This window comes from bacterium (genome assembly GCA_029210965.1).
Taxonomy (GTDB): Bacteria; BMS3Abin14; BMS3Abin14; order BMS3Abin14; family BMS3Abin14; genus JALHUC01.
This window is the reverse complement of record JARGFZ010000004.1, coordinates 85,228-102,890: the sequence shown is the minus strand read 5'-3', so window position 1 is coordinate 102,890 and position 17,663 is coordinate 85,228. Positions and strand designations below refer to the sequence as shown.

Sequence of the window (17,663 nt, the reverse complement as noted above, 5' to 3'; positions counted from 1 at the left end):
TCCCTGGTGTCATACGGCAGAAGGTTAAAAAGTAAGACCCCAGGTTTCCTTGTGGTTCAACCATTTCCAGAAACGCCCCTCGAGGGTGCGGGCGCGACGGTAACCTCCGGCTGCCCATTTTCCACCAGTTTCTCCTTGATAAAGCCGCTGGTTATCATTTCGTCGATAAAAAGGTCCAGATACTGCCTGCCGATCCCTCGACCTATGGGAACGCCCACGGCCTGCCTGATCAGCATGAAATGGCCATCGATCAAACGGACCTCACGATTGGATTCGGCGAACTGCTGCAGGCCGTATCTCACACCGGCGGCAGCTTCCAGCTTTTTCTCGAGGAAGAGGTCCACGGCTCCGGGTGTCGTCGGAACACGGACGAGCTGGGCGTGCTGCAAGGTTCTGGACAGGTAAAGGTCATAAGCGGCGTTGGCGCCGACGGCTATGCGAACGCCCGGCTGGTCGAAATCCTCATTTTTCTGATAGGGCGAATTGCGCGGCACCATGTAGCTGCCCTCTATGACAACGTATGGCTCCGTAAAGGCGATCTTAAGGGCGCGTTTGGGGTCGATGGCCAGAAAAGCGATGTCCCATTCGTCGTTCTTCAGAGCCTCAGAAACCTTTCCCGCGGACTCGTAGGTCACATATTCGAGGGGGAGGCCCAGGCGGGAGGCAAGCTCTTTGGCAAGCTCCACCGACACGCCCCTGGGTTCGCCGGTGGCGGGACTGGGCTGGACCAATACGGCGTTGCCGAAGTTAATAGCTGCTCTGAGCGTCCCACCGGGAGCAAGATCCTCGACGACCGCCTTAATGGAAAGTCCCGCGCTTTTCATGTTCATCATTTTCTCTCCCCGGGTTAATGGAACTACAGGATAAAGGTTAAAGGATAAAGGATAAAGTGGAAGATCCTGAGCGGTAAACTGTGGGGTCAAAGCCCAGATTCTCCAGAGGACCCGAGGGGAGGGATGAGGCACATCTTCCCGGGGAAGGCTAAATACCGGGAAGACTGGTGGAAAGTATATCCGCCTTCGCGTAAAGCTTCGTCGGACGAGAAATAAAAAGTGGAAGGCGATCTCTTTCCACCTTCCACTTGCCACTTAGCTTTTCCTTCAACCTGGTCAGACGACCTTGCACTGCAGGTCGGTCAGGCCATCGACATGTCCTACCAGTTGATCTCCCCGCTTGACAGGGCCGACACCGGAGGGAGTACCGGACTGGATCAGGTCTCCGGGTGCAAGGGTGAACAGGCCGGACAGGTAGGAGATCATCTCGGGAACCTTCCAGATCATGTGGTTCAGATCACCTTGCTGACGCATTTCGCCGTTTATCTTCAGCCAGATGGCGCCGTCCGTCGGGTGCCCTATTTCACTGGCAGGCACAAGTTCAGAGGCCGGGGCGGAATGATCAAAGGCCTTGCCGATCTCCCACGGGTGCCTTTTTTCCTTGCAATCGGCCTGCAGGTCACGTCGCGTCATATCAAGGCTGACGCCATATCCCCAGACATGGTCCAGTGCCGTCTCGATCGGGATGTTATAGCCGCCCTTATGGAGGGCAACGATCATTTCGATCTCATGGTGGACATCGCTGGACATGCCCGGATAGGGAAAATCAGCCCCATCAGTCAGAAGGTTGTCGGGGTTTTTCTGGAAAAAGAACGGAACTTGCCGGTCAGGGTCACCACCCATTTCGATGGTATGGGCGGCATAGTTGCGGCCGACACAGTAAACACGGCGAACGGGAAACCGTTCGTCGGAACCACGGATGGGCAGACTTGTCGTCGCTGGCGGTTCGATGACGTACCTGGTCATTATAGACCTCCAATTTTTGAGTTAGATCGTTGTTCGTTAATGTTAAGGAACTCTCACGACTTCACAGGTTCCTGAATGTTTAACGCTGTGCGGCGTAATACGCCACCTTTCTCTCCAGGTGGGAGAGAAACTCGGCAATAGTAAAAGAGATGCTGAACAGAACGATCAACACCGCCCAGAAGTGTTTCATCAGGAACTGCCCTGAATAGAGCTCAAACAGCGCACCAAACCCGACAATGGAGATCAGTAGTTGACCGATGATGACGCCCTTTACCCCACGGATAAATCCGATACGTACGCCGCTTAAGATCTCGGGAAGCGCCGCCCAAAAATAAACTTTTACAAAAGCATCCTTTGGAGTGGCTCCAAAGGAATGCGCCATTTCTATCAGCGACCGGTTAATGTGCATGACACCGGCACGTGAGTTCAGGACGATGATCCAGATCGCAAACATCGTCGTCGTTAAGATAATGGCTTTCATACCAAATCCGAATAGCACCATCATCACGGGCACCAATGCGGTCAGGGGTGCACTGAGAAACATATTCACCCACGGCAGCAGCAGCTCGTCGATGAGACGACTCTTCCCCATCAGGATGCCAACCGGAACGCCAATTACGATGGCCAGGAAAGTCCCGGCAAAGAAAGCGTATCCGGTTTCGGTAAGCGCTTTTAAAAACACCGGTGTCGTGCCGATCTCCATCAATGTCGAAAAGATAGCTGACAGCGGCGGGAGAAAGAAAGTCAATTCAAGTCGGCCGACGATTTCCCACAGGATCCCCCACAGGATCAACGACGTTATCGAGGGTAGCTGGTAACCTGAAATTTTCATTGGATTGCCTTATTCCACGTAGGTGCGAAGGGAAGCCCATATGCGGTCGACGATGTCGAGATACTCCGAATCCCGCCGGATGCTATCGGCATCCTTGTGCCTGAACCCCTCCGGCCTGATGATTTCCGAAACGCGGCTCGGGCGAGGTAATAAAATGGCGACCTGGTCTGAGACATAGACAGCTTCCTCGATGGAATGGGTGACAAAGATGAACGTCTTGTTCTCATGCTTGACCAGGTTAAGGAGGTCTTCCTGGAATTTGCGCCGGGTCTGCTCATCCACGGCCGCGAACGGCTCATCCATCAGCAAAACCTGCGCATCGACGCTCAGGGCCCGGGCGAGACCCACCCGTTGGCGCATGCCGCCCGACAATTGATGGGGATGCTTGTTCTCAAACCCTTTCAAACCGACATCGGTGATATATTTTTCGGCGATCGCCTCGCGTTCTGATTTGGCAACACCACGCAGCTCCAGTCCGAATGCGACATTGCGCAATACAGTGGCCCAGGGTAACAGGGCAAAATCCTGAAACACAAAGGCGCGATCGGGCCCCGGGCCGGTAACGGGGTGACCATTGACCGTGATCTCACCGCTGTCAGCAGACAAAAGTCCGGCTATGATCTTCAACAAGGTCGTCTTGCCGCACCCGGAGGGGCCAAGGAGTGATGTGAGTTGTCCCCGGGGAAAGTCGAGGGACAGGTCCCTCAAGGCCATGACATCGCCGTAGCTCTTGTAGACATCACGGACCGTCACCGCATGATCGTTATCATTTGTATTATGGCTCATCACTTACTTGTTACCTTTCATTACTTACCTGTTGCCGGTCCTTGTTACTCAGAGGCATAAACGTGCTTTGCGCCTTTGAAGAGAAAATTCTCAACTCGTTCCAAAACGTTCAGGAAAACCACGGCCAGAAGGATAATCGACATGATCGCGGCATACATGCTGGGATAGTCGGCAATGGAACGGCTGTAGGTGATAATGTCGCCGACGCCGGTGGGGGTGATTTTCAGCTCGGCCAGTATGGCACCGATAAATCCTGCCGACACGCCGAGGCGCAATCCGGCAAATATAATGGGTGACGCGGCGGGAAGTATGATCTTAAAAATAATGTCTCGTCTCGTCCCCAGGAATGCCTGGGCCATTTCAATAATTGATACAGGCGTATTGCGAACGGCACCACCGGTGTTGAGGACGATAACCGGCATCGCCATGATAATAACCACGGCCACCTTCGATGTCAGACCGATACCATAGATCATGACCAGAAGAGGGATGAGCGCTGCCAGGGGCGCCGTCTGCATAACGACAAAGATCGGTGAAAGCAGCCAGTCGGACATGCGGCTGAGGCCTATCGCCAAACCGATCCCGACACCCACGAAAGAGGAGATCAAAACACCTACGATAAGGGGCTTGAGGGTTTCAAAATAAGCCACAAACATTGTGCCGTTCTTCAGGAGTGTCCAGAAGGCGGCTATCGTTTCATGGAATGTCGGGAAGGCATAACTCACCGGAATGCTCCCGGCGATTTCCCATGAACCAAGCACGATGCAAGCCGAAAGGAATGTTAAAAGGTAGGAGCGATAGCGCATCATAAGTTGTTTACCTGGGACGGAATAGTAAAAGTTTACAAGCAGCGGGATAGAAAAATAAAGGCGCTGCCGGCAGTGGAGAAGGTTCCTCCACCACCGGCAGCACGACGGAAGGTTACTTCATTGCCCGAATCAGCGGGTCCATGTACCAGAAATCTTCAACCTTCAAACTGGCCGGGTCACCGGTAAGCTGCCCTGCCCTCGAATACCAATCCATATCAGCCAGGGCGGCCTTTTTGCCACCACCGTTAGGATCGTACAGGCCACCCGCGATGGCATCGGCATAAAATCCGTCCATCCCGGCGAGAACTTCTTTCGGCAGTTGTCCGATGGGACCGTTGGGGTTGGTTTCACGTCGAATGATGGTGGGGTCCTTTTGCATATCCTGGTAAACGCTTAAAAGAGCCTTGACAAAGATATCCACGTCATTGGCGTTGGCTTTGATCCAGTTGATATTGGCAAACAGGGCCTCATCGCTGGCATCGACTTCAAACATCGGAAGCACGTTGAATTTATCACCCGTCTGCTCGACGAGCTTGTTCTTGTTTCCGAGGTCGACGATGGTCAGGTCTGTCTGGCCTGCCATCAGCGCCACGATCCGGTTCTGTGAGCCGGGTACATAGGAGCGCTGGCCGAACTTGATACCCGCGCGGTCTTCGATCACATTGGCGATGGAGTCAGTGCCGCCGCCGCGCGAATGCAGCATGATCGGCGCACCGTTCAGATCCTTCAGTGACGAGTATTTCTTCGACGACACCGGGAAAAACTTCAACTTGGACAGCTGAAAGATGATCCGAACGGGAGCCTTGGATCTCTGCATTGCCGCATAAGGCGTACCGAAACCGATATCCATCTGGCCGCCCAGGACCGCCTGAATAGCCAACTCCTCGTCGGCGAAAGCCGTCCACTCGTAGTCAAGCCCCATAGCCTTGGCTCGGTCAAGCGCGAGGAAGAACGCGGCGACTTCATCGGATGGTGTTTCGGCTAATGCAATGCGTATCATTCCGGCATATGCGTTACCGGCGAATATCGCCACCACCAGTAAAAGTGACGCAAACACCACACCAAATTTTTTGGAAAAAAGTCTCATCATTTACCTCCTCCTTGTTTTCGGTTTTTCACCATGGCCGATCGATATCTCCCGGTTTTGTCAGACCTGCGAATGTCCGACATTAGACCTTCAGCCGGCGAATGAGTCCTAATATATAATAAAGGTTCCTGAATGCCCGGTTTTGATTCCCTACTTGTCAGGTAGAAATATCCAGGGAGAGCGATATTACCTAACTTTCAACCAATTGTAAATTGGTTTTAGGATTTTAAATGATTGGTTAAAAAATTTTTACAGATTGGTTTAATATGTGATAATGGTTTATCCTTATTGAATAGCGGAGGTATGAGATCATGAAGGGCAGTGTAGAGAGCGCATTAACGCAACTGAAAGCCTGGCTCGCGCAGTCAGATTTACCATCCGACGGCCGCTTGCCGCCTGAGCGTGAGCTATGCGCACTGCTGGGTGTTTCACGAGGTGTATTGCGCAAAGCTCTGGCGACGCTCGAACAAGATGGTGAACTTTGGCGGCAGGTCGGTAAAGGGACCTTCATCGGAACTCGTTCCGTTGAAAAATCTTTGTCGATCTCTACCATTGCGGAAGGATCGAATCCACTGGAAGTCATGGAGGCGCGTTTGTTGATAGAGTCGATGCTGGCACGTGAAGCCACTGTCCATGCGACCGGGGCTCATCTTGCAGAAATGCGCAGCTGTACCCGTATCCAACGCGAGGCCAAAACATGGCGACAATATGAAAACGCCGACAACCGACTTCACCGTACGGTAGCCGAAGCCACGGGAAATACGGTCCTGTTGGCTCTGTTTGACCAGTTAAATGCTATACGCCGGGCCATCGTCTGGGGCCGCCTGCGCGATAAACCGGACCACCCGCCTGCCGATCACAAAAGTTTCGTGCAGCATGAGGCCCTGGTGCGCGCTATCAGTGAACGTGATCAAGAGGGAGCGTACCAGGCCATGCACGATCACCTTATGACTGTGCAAGAGAAGCTGCTCGGGACTCGCTCTGCGGAAGGTCGGGAATTGTGAGTGAATGGGATCAGGTCCAACGTTGACAGGGTCGCAAAAAGTCCCTAATGGGCTTTTTGCTCCTCGGAAAGGGAAAAGCGTCGTTTTCCCTTTCCTTAAATGCTCCATTCTCACCCCCCTGGGACCTTAAAACCCCCTCAGGTGTTAAACCATTCTCCAGGGATCTTAAGGTCAGACCCCAATGAAAATATGCCAGGTTCATCAAGAGAGGCGGGGCGCTGACCGCCCCGCCCCGGATTTCGTTTTAAAGGCCCATGCAGTTGGCGTAGAAGGTCACAGTAGCGGGCCAGTCGGAGAAGATGCCGATGATACCCACGTCCTTGGCAAGCACGTCGAGGGCCGTGAACATGTCCCCGTCGTTGTCAATGACGTCGGTTATGGAATTGTAGTAAAATCCGCCTCCAGTTTTCAGGAACCCTGATCGCTCCAGGGTCCATGTGATGATGTCGAGCCCGGCGTCCCTGGCGTACATGGCGTACACCGAGGGAACGATCTGGTCGTCCCCGTCAAGGTTCAGCAGGATGTTCATGGGGGGGGCGATGATCTTCACGCCCATGTCCACGAGCTCGTCCATGGAGGGGTCCCAGGTGGTGGGGTCGGTCTGGTCAAATGCGGGGTCGCCGTAGCGGCCGTCGAGGAAAACCGCCTGCTTCCCGAATTTGGGCTCTGCAGCAAGCCAGTATTCCACGTCAAAGAGGTTAAAGGACTGGGCGAAGACCTTCTTCGGCGACACCCCTGCATCCTTGTACTCGTCGATCATCTGCTGGGCGTACTCCTCCTGGGTGTAGTCGCCCTCGTAGGGCATGGCGACGCCGGGAGACTTTAACTCCGGCGTGAATTTCACGCCAAGACTACTGAACAGTTCGATGCTCTCCGCATGGGTCATGAGCGTGCCGTCCGTTGAGTACAGGTCGGTACGGTAGTTCGGGGTGGCGTCCATGTACTCTTCCACGGTCGTGCCCCAGGGGTTACCAGCGTCCATTTTGCCCTTTAAACTTTTGAATTCCGCCAGGGTCAGGTCGGAGGTACAGCACATGACCTTGGCCGGTATGGTGCCATCGGAGGGCGTAAAGGGTACGCTGCACTTGTCTGCCAGATCCGTGGCCAGGATGTTGGTGGTCGTGTGCAGGTCGCACTGGGAATGGCGGCACACCAGTTCACGGTCCTTGGTGAAGGTGACGTCGCACTCCACGATGCCGGCTCCCATGCGGGCGGCGGCTACATAGGATTCGCGGGTGTGCTCCGGGAACTGCAGGGCGGCCCCACGGTGGCCGATGGAAAAGTCCGTTCTCTTGAAAGGCCCTTCGGTGCACTGCTTAAGGGTCTCCTTCAGGGGACCCTCGTCCATGTCCTGGACGAGGAAGAAGGGGCGCGGTCCTAACTGGACACTGTGCCCCTGCGTGTTGTTCCAGCCGAAGGCGTTCCCCTTCGGGTCACCGGCTTCGGAAGGGACCACAGCCGCCGCCGATACCAGGACGATCAGGACTGCGGCAAGGATAATTATGGCTTGCCTGTGTTTCATGACGTTCTCCTTTCTCGTTACGGAATAACTTTGGGATCCGGCTGGAAATGACTTTGCCTTGAGCATGGGTGAAAATGATTCCAGGCCGGTAAACGGCTGATCTCTTTTCCTTGAGAGGCTGCCGAAGGCAGCTGGGAAGATGGTCCAGGTCGCCTTGTCAGGATATGGGACGGCCAGGAAAGAACAGAAGTATGAGGAGTTCGCGCACGGTTCATGATCCCCCCTCACTCCCCTGAACGGCAAGCCCTTACCTCAAAAGAGGCCGGGCCCTGCCGGATAGATCTTATTTTCAAGTCGGTTCGTAAACTTCGCACTGCATGCTCCACACACACCCCAAAAGCTAACTACAAGTATACCGCTGATGGGAGCATGTGCCAGTAAAGTTGATGGGTATTTCTGGAAAATTTCGCCAGAAAAAGCGCGCCCCTTTTTCGGGGCGCGCCGCAGTGGTGTTTATTGTGAACCTACTCGCAGCCAAAACCGTCGGTAAGGGTTTTCATGAAGGTGACGATGGCATCCTCTTCGGGATCCGTCAGTCCAAGGTTTCCCAGCTCCTCGACGTTCATCGTTTCCGCAACCTCGATAGACCATTGGGGTCAGGCTGCCCGCCCTGCCTGCCTTGTCTGCCCCGCCTGCCCCGAGCCTGTCGAGGGGGCCTGTCGAGGGGAGTTTGTCGAAAGGAGTTACGCCTTGGGGTGATCTTGCGACACAAAAGAAGCGCGTCGAATGGGGAAATTTGGCTGTATCAGATATTTTTTGTCTGACTCCAGGGCCCCTTGCCGGTGCACACTTCAGCCCACCGTTCAAGGAACCGTATGAGTTCCCCGGGCGGCTTCAGCCAGGCTGCTGCTGCGGTTGGCCGCCACTGCTTGCGTACCAGGATACCCAGTCCCCTGCCTTGAAGTGCCTCAAAGGCGTCCTCATCGGTCAGGTCGTCCCCCAGGTAGGCACCCACCGCCTCGGGGCTCTCCTCTGAAAGGACGGTGCGGACAGCGTCACCCTTGTTTCGGGCTGGTGCGCGCAGCTCCAGGCCTCCGTCGAACTCCTTGAGGACCAGCCCTGTTTCCCGCGCAAGAGAGGCCAGTTTCTCCTCAACGCGGCTGATCAACCGGACACGGTCATTTTCATCCAGGCCTCTCCAGTGCAGGGCGAAACAGCCTGGTTTCTGCTCGCTGTGATGGGCATGACCGTTTGCAATGACCAGTTTGTCCGCCTCAGCCAGTCCCCGGACCTCCTCGTCACTCAGGGCAGCTACTTCATATTTGCCGTTGGGGAAAAGCCGCTCGAGACCGTGGGATCCCCAGATCTCGGGAAGTATTTTCAACCCCAGGAGAGGCGGCAGATCCTTTGTCCAACGACCGCTGATGAGAACTACCCGGCACCCCCCGGACTCAAGGATCTTTTCGAGGACCTCCCGGACCCCAGGGTAGGGGATCGCCTCGTGACGGTTCTCCCTGAAGGGGGCCAGGGTGCCGTCGTAGTCGAGAAACAACACCTTGTTCGGGGTGGCTTCGATATGCTTCCAGAACTTTTCGTCAGGTGGCGGGAGTGGCCTATGAGACATGGATCTCCAGGTAGGGGTCTTGCTCCTTACCTTTGAGGAGGCTGACCATCATGGCGAGGTAGTCTCGGAGGTGGCGGGTAATGAGGAAGTTGTCCCGCACAAACTTCCCGGCCTGGTTTCCCATCTGAAGCCGCACGTCGGGCCGGTGCAGAAGGTATCGGATCCTCAGGGCCGCGCCTTCCGGGGAGTTGACCAGGAACCCGGTGTGATGGTCCATGACCTGCAGCCCGATACCGCCCACCTCGCCGCCGATGACCGGTTTGCCCTTCCACATCCCTTCGGTCACGGTGAGCCCGAACCCCTCCTTGATCGACTTCTGGATGATGATGTCGGCCCGCCGCTGAAGGGCGTTGATCGTTTGGTGAGCATCGTTGGGTAGCTGGAGGACGTGGATATCGGGGTCCTCCCCGGCGGCCCGCCGCACCTCTTCGAGAACAGCTTCCCCCTCGGGATCATCGCTGGCGCCTCCCCCTGCCAGGACAAGCTGCACCGGTGTGAGTTTCCTGACCATCTTGTAGGCCTCAATGACCCCTATGGGGTCCTTGAACCGGTCGAATCTGGATACCTGGAGGAGCAGGGGAATGTCCGGGGTCAGGTTAAAGGGTGCGATCTCTTCCAGAATTTCCTGGGCGGACAGGTCCATGTTTTTTTCGCTTAAAGGATCGATGCTGGGAGGTATGAGGTACTGGATGTGGGGCAGTCTCTGCGAAAACCTCTGCATGGAAAAGATGCTCGAATCGTAGGCGACCACATGCTTCCTGAGATAATTCCAGACCGCACGTTGGGGCCGGCTGATGTCGATGTGGCACCGCCAGACCCAGCGCCCCTTCCGTTGGTGGATGTGCTTGATGGCGGCGGCGGGCTGGGGATCGTGGATGAAAACGACATCGGCCTCTGCCAGGGTTTCGTGCATCTGGTCGGCGAATTTCCGGTTGGTTTCCTCGTAAACGTTGAGAAGCTCCTCCGTTATGATCGACTTTTCTCCCTGCAAAGTGTTGTGCATCCCCTTGGTGCACTGGTAGAAGGCTGCATCACCGGTGATGGTCTCCCATTTGGCGTCGATGCCCAGGTCCTGCTTGAGGGGGATCATCTTGTGGAGGATCTCAGCCACACCTCCGCCCTCCTTGGTGGAGTTGACGTGGACGACCCGGACACCCTCAAGCTCGCGGGCCAGAAGGCGAAGCTGTCTGATGACACCCTTTCCGGCTATTTCTTCGTATCTATCGAGAAGTTGTGCCAAGTTGTAACCTCCGTAGTGTCAGGATCAGGTTTAAAGGCTGCAGTGCCGTCAGAACTGCGCGCAGCCCTGTCTGAAAAGATTTTCGAGGCGGTCGCGGATCTGGATGAGGGAGGAGAAGTAGGGATCGATAGCTGTCAGATCCACGCAGAGCTGATGATGATCAGCGGCTTTCGACTCGAGCCAGGCAGAGAAGTCGTCGCAGCGCTCCCCGGTCCGCCTGCGGGCCTCGATGAAATGGTAAAAGATGCTCCCATCCGACATTCCTTTGACTGTATCGGCCAGTTCGGAAGGGTCTCCGATCCTTATTCCGGTATCGAAAACCACCAGCTGAGAGCGGAGGAAGTGGAAGGGCTGCCGGGCTGTGGCGGTGTGGGATAATATATCCTCGTCAAGGCGTTCCTCGATGATGTCGATGATCCCCTGTTGAAGCGCCTCGACCTCGGTGTAATCGGTGGGGTAAATGACACTGAGCCGCTCTGCGAGCACCTTGTCGCTCAACTCCCGCCCCGCCCAGGCGGCGAAATCGTTGCTATACTCCGGTTCCTCCATCACCGGGCTGAGCAGCCGTCCCCAGAAGTGGTGCTGGAGGCTCCCGAGGTGGACGACGCGCAGGCTTTCGATCAGTTCCCGGAGGGTGAAGGCACGAATACCCGTAGCGATGAAGACAGGGGCGCAGTCGACCACCCTGAAGCTTTCATCGGATGTTTTTTCGGGTCGATCTTTTCCCTGGATCATTTGACACTATCTCCCTGTCGGTCCTGCTGGATGGGTCCAGCCGCGGGACTACTCTTCGAGCATGCTGGCGAAGTCCTCGCCGCTGATCCCCGGAACGTACTCTTCTTTTACCGGCAGAAAGTCGTTGAGGTTCCGGGCGAAGGCGGCCTGCAGGAAAGAGTCGACCCACCAAAAGATATCCCTGCGGCGGATAATCTTGCGCATTTTTTTCATCCGGGTCTGTTTCTCGTCGTAGTCTATAGTGAATGCGTAGTAAAGCGCGTCGGCGATCCCCTCGTAGTCGTGAGGATTGACCAGCAGCGCACCGCTGTGAAGCTCAGCCGCCGCGCCGGCAAACTCGCTGAGGATGAGGACTCCGTTGTTCTGAAGGCTGCAGGCGCAGTACTCCTTGGCCACCAGGTTCATCCCGTCTTTCAAAGGGGTGACCAGGGCGATGTCGGCGATGTGGTACAGGGCCAGCAGTTCGTCGTGGCCGAGGCTGCGGTAGTGGTAATGGATCGGGTCCCATCCCAGGGTTGCGAACTGGCCGTTGATCTCTCCGATGAGCCTGTCGATGCGCGCCTTGAGGATCTGGTAGCTGGTCAGGGAGTGGCGGCTCGGGACCAGGACCTGGGTGAGGGTCACTTTTTCCCTCAGATCCGGATAGCGCTCCAGGGCGTTCCGGTACCCTTCGAGCCGTTCCTGGAGACCCTTGGTGAAATCCATGCGATCCACTCCGAGGATGACGCTTTGATCACGGAACTTCTCCTTGAGGGACTCGTACCATTGCACGGTCCCCGCGGAGTTGGTGTCCTCGACAAAGCTCCGGTAGTCGATGCTGATAGGGAAGTAGCCCACCCGCACGACACGGTCCTCGAGAGTGACCTGGACAACCGTTCCCCGCCCGGTGACCCTGGCGGCGGGGTATGAGCGCTGAAGACAGTCGAGGAAGTTCTTCCGGTCACGGAAGGTCTGGAACCCAACCAGGTCGTACTCGATCAGTGCCTCGAGGATCTCAATCCTCCAGGGGAGCCTGACGAAGATATCCATGGGGGGGAAGGGAATGTGCAGGAAAAAGCCGATCCGGTGGCTTCGTCCCCGCTCCCGCAGAAACTTGCCGACGTGGAAGAGGTGGTAATCGTGAACCCAGATGTAGTCCTCGTCGGAAGTGTGGTTCAGGATCCGGTCGGCGAACTTGGCGTTGACCCGGATGTAAAAATACCAAAACTCCGGGTCGAAGGTGCAGTGGGACTGCATATCGTGGAAGAGGGGCCAGATTATCTGGTTGGAGAACCCTTCATAATAGTTGGTGACCTCTTCCTCGTCCATTTCCACCGGGATGAGATCGTATCCGGTGGCCAGAGAGGCGTCTCCAAGAACCTTGTTGAAATCAACCTTCTCCGAGATGCCGGGCCACCCGATCCAGAGCCCTCCCCGGTCCCTCAGGACAGGGGCCATGGCGGTCACAAGGCCGCCTAAACCGGGCTCTACCAACCACTTGTCGCCCTTTCTGCTAAGGGAGACAGGGAGGCGGTTAGAGATGGCGACAAGTCGGGTTTTCTTCGGTCGGGCCACGCTCTAAATCCTTTCCGTAGAAATGATCGGCGGCGCCTCGGCGGTAGGGATCCCTTCCCCGCTGCCTGGCACCGCTCATTATTCTAATATAGCATACCACCTCTAAACCCACAGGAGTGGCAAACCGTGGGGTCGGCAACCATTGGGGTCAGAGCTTCTACCTTCCCACGAGGCTGCGGCGGACAGGCAGGTAACATGTAAAAGGCAACAAGGTAAAAGGGATAAGGGACAAGGGATAAGTATCCGCGGGATCCACCAGGTAGGAACACCAACAATCAGGAACGTAGCGATATCTTTTGAGATGACCCCCATAAGTGTTGACAACCATAAATACAATAAATACATTGTATTTATGGAAGGCAAGCAGATTAACAAGATCCTCCTGTTACCTGCCGGCCCCCGGAAGACTGCGGCTCTCGCTGAGTGGCTACAGAACCTTTACCAGGCCAGGGAGACTCCGCCAGTCCTGGTGGGTGGTGGCGCCGTAGAGCTGTTTACAGGGGGAGCCTACGTCACCGGGGACATGGATCTCGTTGGTACGGTCCCTGCTGCAGTCGGAAAAGTTCTTTCGGATGTGGGTTTCACCCGGCACGGCAGGCACTGGATCCATGAGGAAGGAAGGATCTTCTTCGAGTTCCCCTCCACAAGCCTGTCGCCCTCTGAGAAAGCCGAAGACAGGATCTTTCATGGGCATCGGGTCCTCATCGTGAGTCCTGAGGATCTTCTTGTTGATCGGTTATCTGCGTGGTCACATTGGGAATCTGAATTGGATGGTGTGAACGCTTACCTTCTTTACCGGGCTCTTGTGGCGGAACTCGATCATGATCGGATCCAAAGCCGCTGTCTGGAAGAAGATGTTTCGGGTCCTTTTGATCGGCTGGAGAACTTCTTCAGGGAGCACCAGGGGGAAATACCGGATGGCAGCGAGTTGGAAGAGTGGGCAAGGAATCGAGAGGGAAAGAAAGGCGCAAGATGAGCAGTCTGCCGGAACTGAATCTATCCCGGGGTAAACCCCGCAATTTCCTGGAGTGGAAGACCCTGAGGCGTTGGGATCAACTACCTTCAGCGGAACGCTCTGTCCCCGGCTACCTTTTGAGGCTGGTCCGTGAGGAGGCCGGGCTTACCCAGAAAATTCTGGCCTCCCGCCTCAGGACCTCTCAGCAGGCCGTCGCCCAGGCGGAAAGATGGCGGTCCAATCCAACGGTAGCATTCATGATGGAGTGGTTCAGGATCTGTGACCGCAAACTGACACTGGATATTGGATAAGAATCGTGGGGTCTACCCCGTTGACCCCACGGCTGCTGAAAAAAGTTGCCAATAGCTGTTCTAGTTTCCAGGGCCTGGTTCTCCTGGATCCGAATCGGCGTACTTTGGCAGGCTGCAGTGAACACAGATTCTGGTAAAGGGATGATTTGTCGGAAATTGGATGAAAAACCACTCCTGACAGCGCGGGCAGCGGAAAAAGTAAAGCCAGGCCATTGAAACGGTGAAAGAAAGGAGCCATGCACAAACCAGTGCTGTCCAAAGCCGCCCCCCTATGCCAGACAGGTGAATGATAACAGGGGGTATCAGCCTGCGCCCAGGGTGGTCCGAGCGCGGCGCCGATAGGACCTCCACTCCTTACGATAGTCGCTCATATATTTCTGTTTCCCTCCCTCCCTGACCCCCACGCCTTATTCCTGCGAAATCCTTGAAACACAGTAGGTACTCCGTTAAAATAGTGCCGGGTGCCCCACTGGCCCACGAACCACCAGAGCCTCCCGACAACAAACCGCCGGTCCAGGCAGTAGAATAATTGAAAGAACACTATGGTTGAAAAGTGGAGTTTCCAGGATTGTATCCTGGCTTTTAATGTTTTTTATATAAATAGCGTGATCAGAGCACCAAAGCACTACAAAGTTTAAAAAACAAGATGCGACCCCTTAATTTCCGCGAATGACAATTCAAAAACAAAGCACTCCTGGAAAAGATGATAAAAAATGACAACGGATTTTGAGGAAAATAAAATTGACGGTCTCTCTTCTGTGCAGGCTGCAGAAATACTCAAAACCGAGGGCTATAATGAACTGCCAACGTCCAAAAAACGCAGCATTTTTGCCATTACACTGGATGTTGTACGTGAGCCGATGTTCCTGTTGCTCGTTGGCTGTGGGACGATCTACCTGGTATTGGGTGATCTGGAAGGGGCGCTCATACTTCTGGCTTTTGTTTTTGTTGTTATAGGGATCACCATTTACCAGGAGCGCAAAACTGAACGGGCGCTGGAAGCCTTGCGTGATCTCTCCAGCCCTCGCGCGGTTGTGATCAGAGACGGTCAGCCGCAGCGCATTTCAGGCCGTGAGGTGGTTCGCGGGGATACATTGGTTCTGACCGAAGGTGATCGGGTTCCAGCCGATGCCGTGATAATCCACAACACCCACCTTCTCACCGATGAATCGCTTTTAACCGGCGAGTCTTTGCCGGTGGGCAAATCCGTCTGCGATGGGCGTGCAGAAATGGGTCCTCCCGGTGGAGATAGTCTGCCGTTTGTCTATTCCGGTTCTCTGGTGCTTCAAGGACAGGGCATGGCTGTCGTCAAGGCGACCGGCATCCGTACGGAACTGGGAAAGATCGGCAAAGCATTACAAGCCATAGAAACCGAACAGACCCCTTTACAAAAAGAGACCCGTCGCATGGTGCGTAGGTTTGCATTGTTCGGGTTGGTTTTAAGCACGTTGGTGGTCATCATTTACGGACTTACCAGAGGGAACTGGCTGGATGGCGTTTTATCCGGCATCACTTTGGCCATGGCCTTGCTACCCGAAGAATTTCCCGTGGTGTTGACAATATTTTTGGCATTGGGTGCCTGGCGGATCTCACAGAGACACGTTCTGGCTCGACGCGTATCAGCAGTGGAAACATTGGGAGCAACAACAGTTTTGTGCGTCGACAAAACAGGTACGTTAACCCTTAACCAGATGTCCGTCAGCGAGTTGTTTGCCAATGGTGAATTCTTCCAGGTGCCAGCCAATGATCGCGGACAGCTACCTGAAAAGTTCCATACACTGGTGGAATTCGGGGTCCTGTCGGGCCGAACAGATCCTTTTGACCCAATGGAAAAAGCACTCAACAAGCTGGGGATTCAGTCTCTGAGAAACACCGAACATCTTCACGCGAATTGGGTTCTGGAGCGTGAGTATCCTTTGTCGAAAGCGCTATTGAGCCTTTCCATGGTTTGGGGATCGCCGGATAGTGACGGGCATGTGATCGCAGCTAAAGGCGCACCTGAAACTATTACAGACTTGTGTCACATGCAAAAAGAACAGGTTCGCGAAATCGACGCTCGCGTTCAAAAAATGGCCGGACAAGGATATCGGGTTCTGGGGGTGGCTAAGGCCGTTTTCACCCAGTCGACCCTGCCTTCCGGGCAGCATGATTTCCAGTTCGAATTTCTGGGGCTTATCGGTTTCTCAGATCCGGTCCGCCCGACGGTTGCGGCGGCCATCGCGGAATGCCACAACGCCGGCATAAGGGTGGTTATGATCACCGGTGACTACCCGGTAACAGCACAGACCATAGCTATGCAAATCGGTTTGAAACCGGCAGATGAGGTCATCACCGGACAGCAGCTCAATGAGATGGACGATGCACAGTTGCGACAACGAATCCGTTCGGTCAATCTGTTCGCTCGAGTCGTACCCGAACAAAAGCTGCGCCTGGTCAATGCGTTGAAGGCCAACGGCGAGATCGTCGCAATGACCGGGGATGGCGTTAATGATGCGCCGGCACTGAAGTCGGCCCATATTGGCGTGGCGATGGGCGGACGGGGTACGGATGTTGCCCGTGAGGCCTCTGCGCTGGTTATTCTGGACGATGATTTTTCTTCCATAGTACAGGCCGTCAGGCAGGGACGCAGGATCTTCGACAACCTGAGCAAAGCCATCGCCTACATTTTCGCCATCCATGTCCCGATTGCCGGCATATCGTTGCTTCCGGTCTTGTTTCAATGGCCGCTGGTGCTCTTTCCGGTTCATATTGCCTTCCTGGAGCTGATTATCGATCCGGCGTGCTCGTTCGTTTTCGAGGCGGAAGCCGAAGAGTCTGACGTAATGGATCGTCCCCCGCGAGATTCTCAAAAACCTTTGTTCGGAAGGCAGATCGTAGGTTGGGGTCTCCTGCAGGGATTCGGCACACTTGCTATCATTTCAGCTGTCCTGGTAATCGTTTTATATCGTGGACAAGGCCCTCTTGAAGCAAGGGCTCTGACCTTCACTTCCCTGGTTTTTGCCAACCTCGCGCTGATCACCACCAATCGCACATGGTCAACAGGCTTTATTGGTACCCTTCGCAGACCCAATGCAGCCCTTTGGTGGGTCATTGGCGGGGCGGTGCTCTTTTTAAGCCTTGTCCTTTATGTACCTTTCTTGCGGGGCCTGTTCCAATTTACGGTGATGCACCCCATGGACATTGGAGTCTGTTTGGTGGCAGGGATAGCCAATATGATCTGGTTTGAATTTCTTAAAACAGTTCGCAACCGGCGTACACAAACAGTGGGGTCCTAGGTTGAATTGTGTTTTACCTGATACAAATGATCTGGCTGCAAAACCCTGATAGTCAGGGTTTTAAGCCCAAGATGGTATATTTAACCCGAACAATAAATATGTCTGGACCTGCGGACAGGAGTTTGGGCGGTCTTGCCTGGTTTTCAAGCATTTTGGAATTTCAGCAGTTACCGTAAGCTGCTGTAATATA

General features: G+C 54.9%; 15 protein-coding genes. 4 read left to right on the top strand and 11 right to left on the bottom strand.

Going from position 1 to position 17,663, the window contains the following annotated elements; genetic code table 11:
• Nucleotides 1–56: 56 nt before the first annotated feature.
• The 6 genes from P1S59_03310 to P1S59_03285 all read right to left on the bottom strand — a co-directional run bounded on the left by P1S59_03310 (nucleotide 57) and on the right by P1S59_03285 (nucleotide 5,316).
• Nucleotides 57–824: an ABC transporter substrate-binding protein gene (locus P1S59_03310; GenBank protein MDF1525287.1), complete on the bottom strand. Its 768-nt coding sequence runs from the start codon at nucleotides 822–824 to the stop codon at nucleotides 57–59.
• Nucleotides 825–1,109: 285 nt separating this feature from the next.
• Nucleotides 1,110–1,799 carry a fumarylacetoacetate hydrolase family protein gene (locus tag P1S59_03305; protein ID MDF1525286.1) on the bottom strand — a complete coding sequence of 230 codons (690 nt, stop codon included), beginning with the start codon at nucleotides 1,797–1,799 and terminating at the stop codon, nucleotides 1,110–1,112.
• A 79-nt stretch (nucleotides 1,800–1,878) separates the two neighbouring features.
• Nucleotides 1,879–2,631, bottom strand: a complete 753-nt coding sequence (locus P1S59_03300) for an ABC transporter permease subunit (GenBank protein ID MDF1525285.1) — start codon at nucleotides 2,629–2,631, stop codon at nucleotides 1,879–1,881.
• 9 nt (nucleotides 2,632–2,640) lie between these two features.
• Nucleotides 2,641–3,417, bottom strand: coding sequence for an ABC transporter ATP-binding protein (locus P1S59_03295; protein MDF1525284.1), 777 nt, complete (start codon nucleotides 3,415–3,417; stop codon nucleotides 2,641–2,643).
• A gap of 44 nt (nucleotides 3,418–3,461) precedes the next feature.
• Entirely contained in the window at nucleotides 3,462–4,226 is a 765-nt protein-coding gene (locus P1S59_03290; protein ID MDF1525283.1) for an ABC transporter permease, read from the bottom strand.
• A gap of 112 nt (nucleotides 4,227–4,338) precedes the next feature.
• Nucleotides 4,339–5,316, bottom strand: coding sequence for an ABC transporter substrate-binding protein (locus P1S59_03285; GenBank protein MDF1525282.1), 978 nt, complete (start codon nucleotides 5,314–5,316; stop codon nucleotides 4,339–4,341).
• A gap of 308 nt (nucleotides 5,317–5,624) precedes the next feature.
• On the opposite strand from P1S59_03285, the gene P1S59_03280 reads away from it, so the two are divergent.
• Nucleotides 5,625–6,317, top strand: a complete 693-nt coding sequence (locus P1S59_03280) for an FCD domain-containing protein (GenBank protein MDF1525281.1) — start codon at nucleotides 5,625–5,627, stop codon at nucleotides 6,315–6,317.
• Nucleotides 6,318–6,561: 244 nt separating this feature from the next.
• On the opposite strand, the gene P1S59_03275 is transcribed toward P1S59_03280, so the two are convergent.
• The 5 genes from P1S59_03275 to P1S59_03255 all read right to left on the bottom strand — a co-directional run bounded on the left by P1S59_03275 (nucleotide 6,562) and on the right by P1S59_03255 (nucleotide 12,932).
• The gene (locus P1S59_03275; protein ID MDF1525280.1) at nucleotides 6,562–7,839 is read right to left on the bottom strand and encodes a glycerophosphodiester phosphodiesterase family protein; all 1,278 of its coding nucleotides are present in this window, start codon (nucleotides 7,837–7,839) and stop codon (nucleotides 6,562–6,564) included.
• 745 nt (nucleotides 7,840–8,584) lie between these two features.
• Nucleotides 8,585–9,403, bottom strand: a complete 819-nt coding sequence (gene otsB, locus P1S59_03270) for a trehalose-phosphatase (protein ID MDF1525279.1) — start codon at nucleotides 9,401–9,403, stop codon at nucleotides 8,585–8,587.
• A complete protein-coding gene (locus P1S59_03265; protein ID MDF1525278.1) occupies nucleotides 9,393–10,643 on the bottom strand; it encodes a glycosyltransferase in 1,251 nt (416 codons plus the stop codon). Before P1S59_03265 ends, otsB begins: the two co-directional genes overlap by 11 nt.
• A 48-nt stretch (nucleotides 10,644–10,691) precedes the next feature.
• On the bottom strand, nucleotides 10,692–11,378 hold the full coding sequence (locus tag P1S59_03260; protein ID MDF1525277.1) for a DUF5752 family protein: 687 nt from the start codon (nucleotides 11,376–11,378) through the stop codon (nucleotides 10,692–10,694).
• Between the two features lie 48 nt (nucleotides 11,379–11,426).
• Nucleotides 11,427–12,932 carry a trehalose-6-phosphate synthase gene (locus tag P1S59_03255; protein MDF1525276.1) on the bottom strand — a complete coding sequence of 502 codons (1,506 nt, stop codon included), beginning with the start codon at nucleotides 12,930–12,932 and terminating at the stop codon, nucleotides 11,427–11,429.
• 142 nt (nucleotides 12,933–13,074) lie between these two features.
• Between P1S59_03255 and P1S59_03250 the strand changes: the two genes are divergently transcribed.
• The 3 genes from P1S59_03250 to P1S59_03240 all read left to right on the top strand — a co-directional run bounded on the left by P1S59_03250 (nucleotide 13,075) and on the right by P1S59_03240 (nucleotide 17,473).
• Nucleotides 13,075–13,908: a hypothetical protein gene (locus P1S59_03250; GenBank protein MDF1525275.1), complete on the top strand. Its 834-nt coding sequence runs from the start codon at nucleotides 13,075–13,077 to the stop codon at nucleotides 13,906–13,908.
• Nucleotides 13,905–14,198: a helix-turn-helix transcriptional regulator gene (locus P1S59_03245; protein ID MDF1525274.1), complete on the top strand. Its 294-nt coding sequence runs from the start codon at nucleotides 13,905–13,907 to the stop codon at nucleotides 14,196–14,198. The genes P1S59_03250 and P1S59_03245 overlap by 4 nt, the downstream gene beginning before the upstream one ends.
• Before the next feature lie 713 nt (nucleotides 14,199–14,911).
• Complete coding sequence (locus tag P1S59_03240) at nucleotides 14,912–17,473, top strand: cation-translocating P-type ATPase (GenBank protein MDF1525273.1); 2,562 nt, start codon at nucleotides 14,912–14,914, stop codon at nucleotides 17,471–17,473.
• Nucleotides 17,474–17,663: the final 190 nt, after the last annotated feature.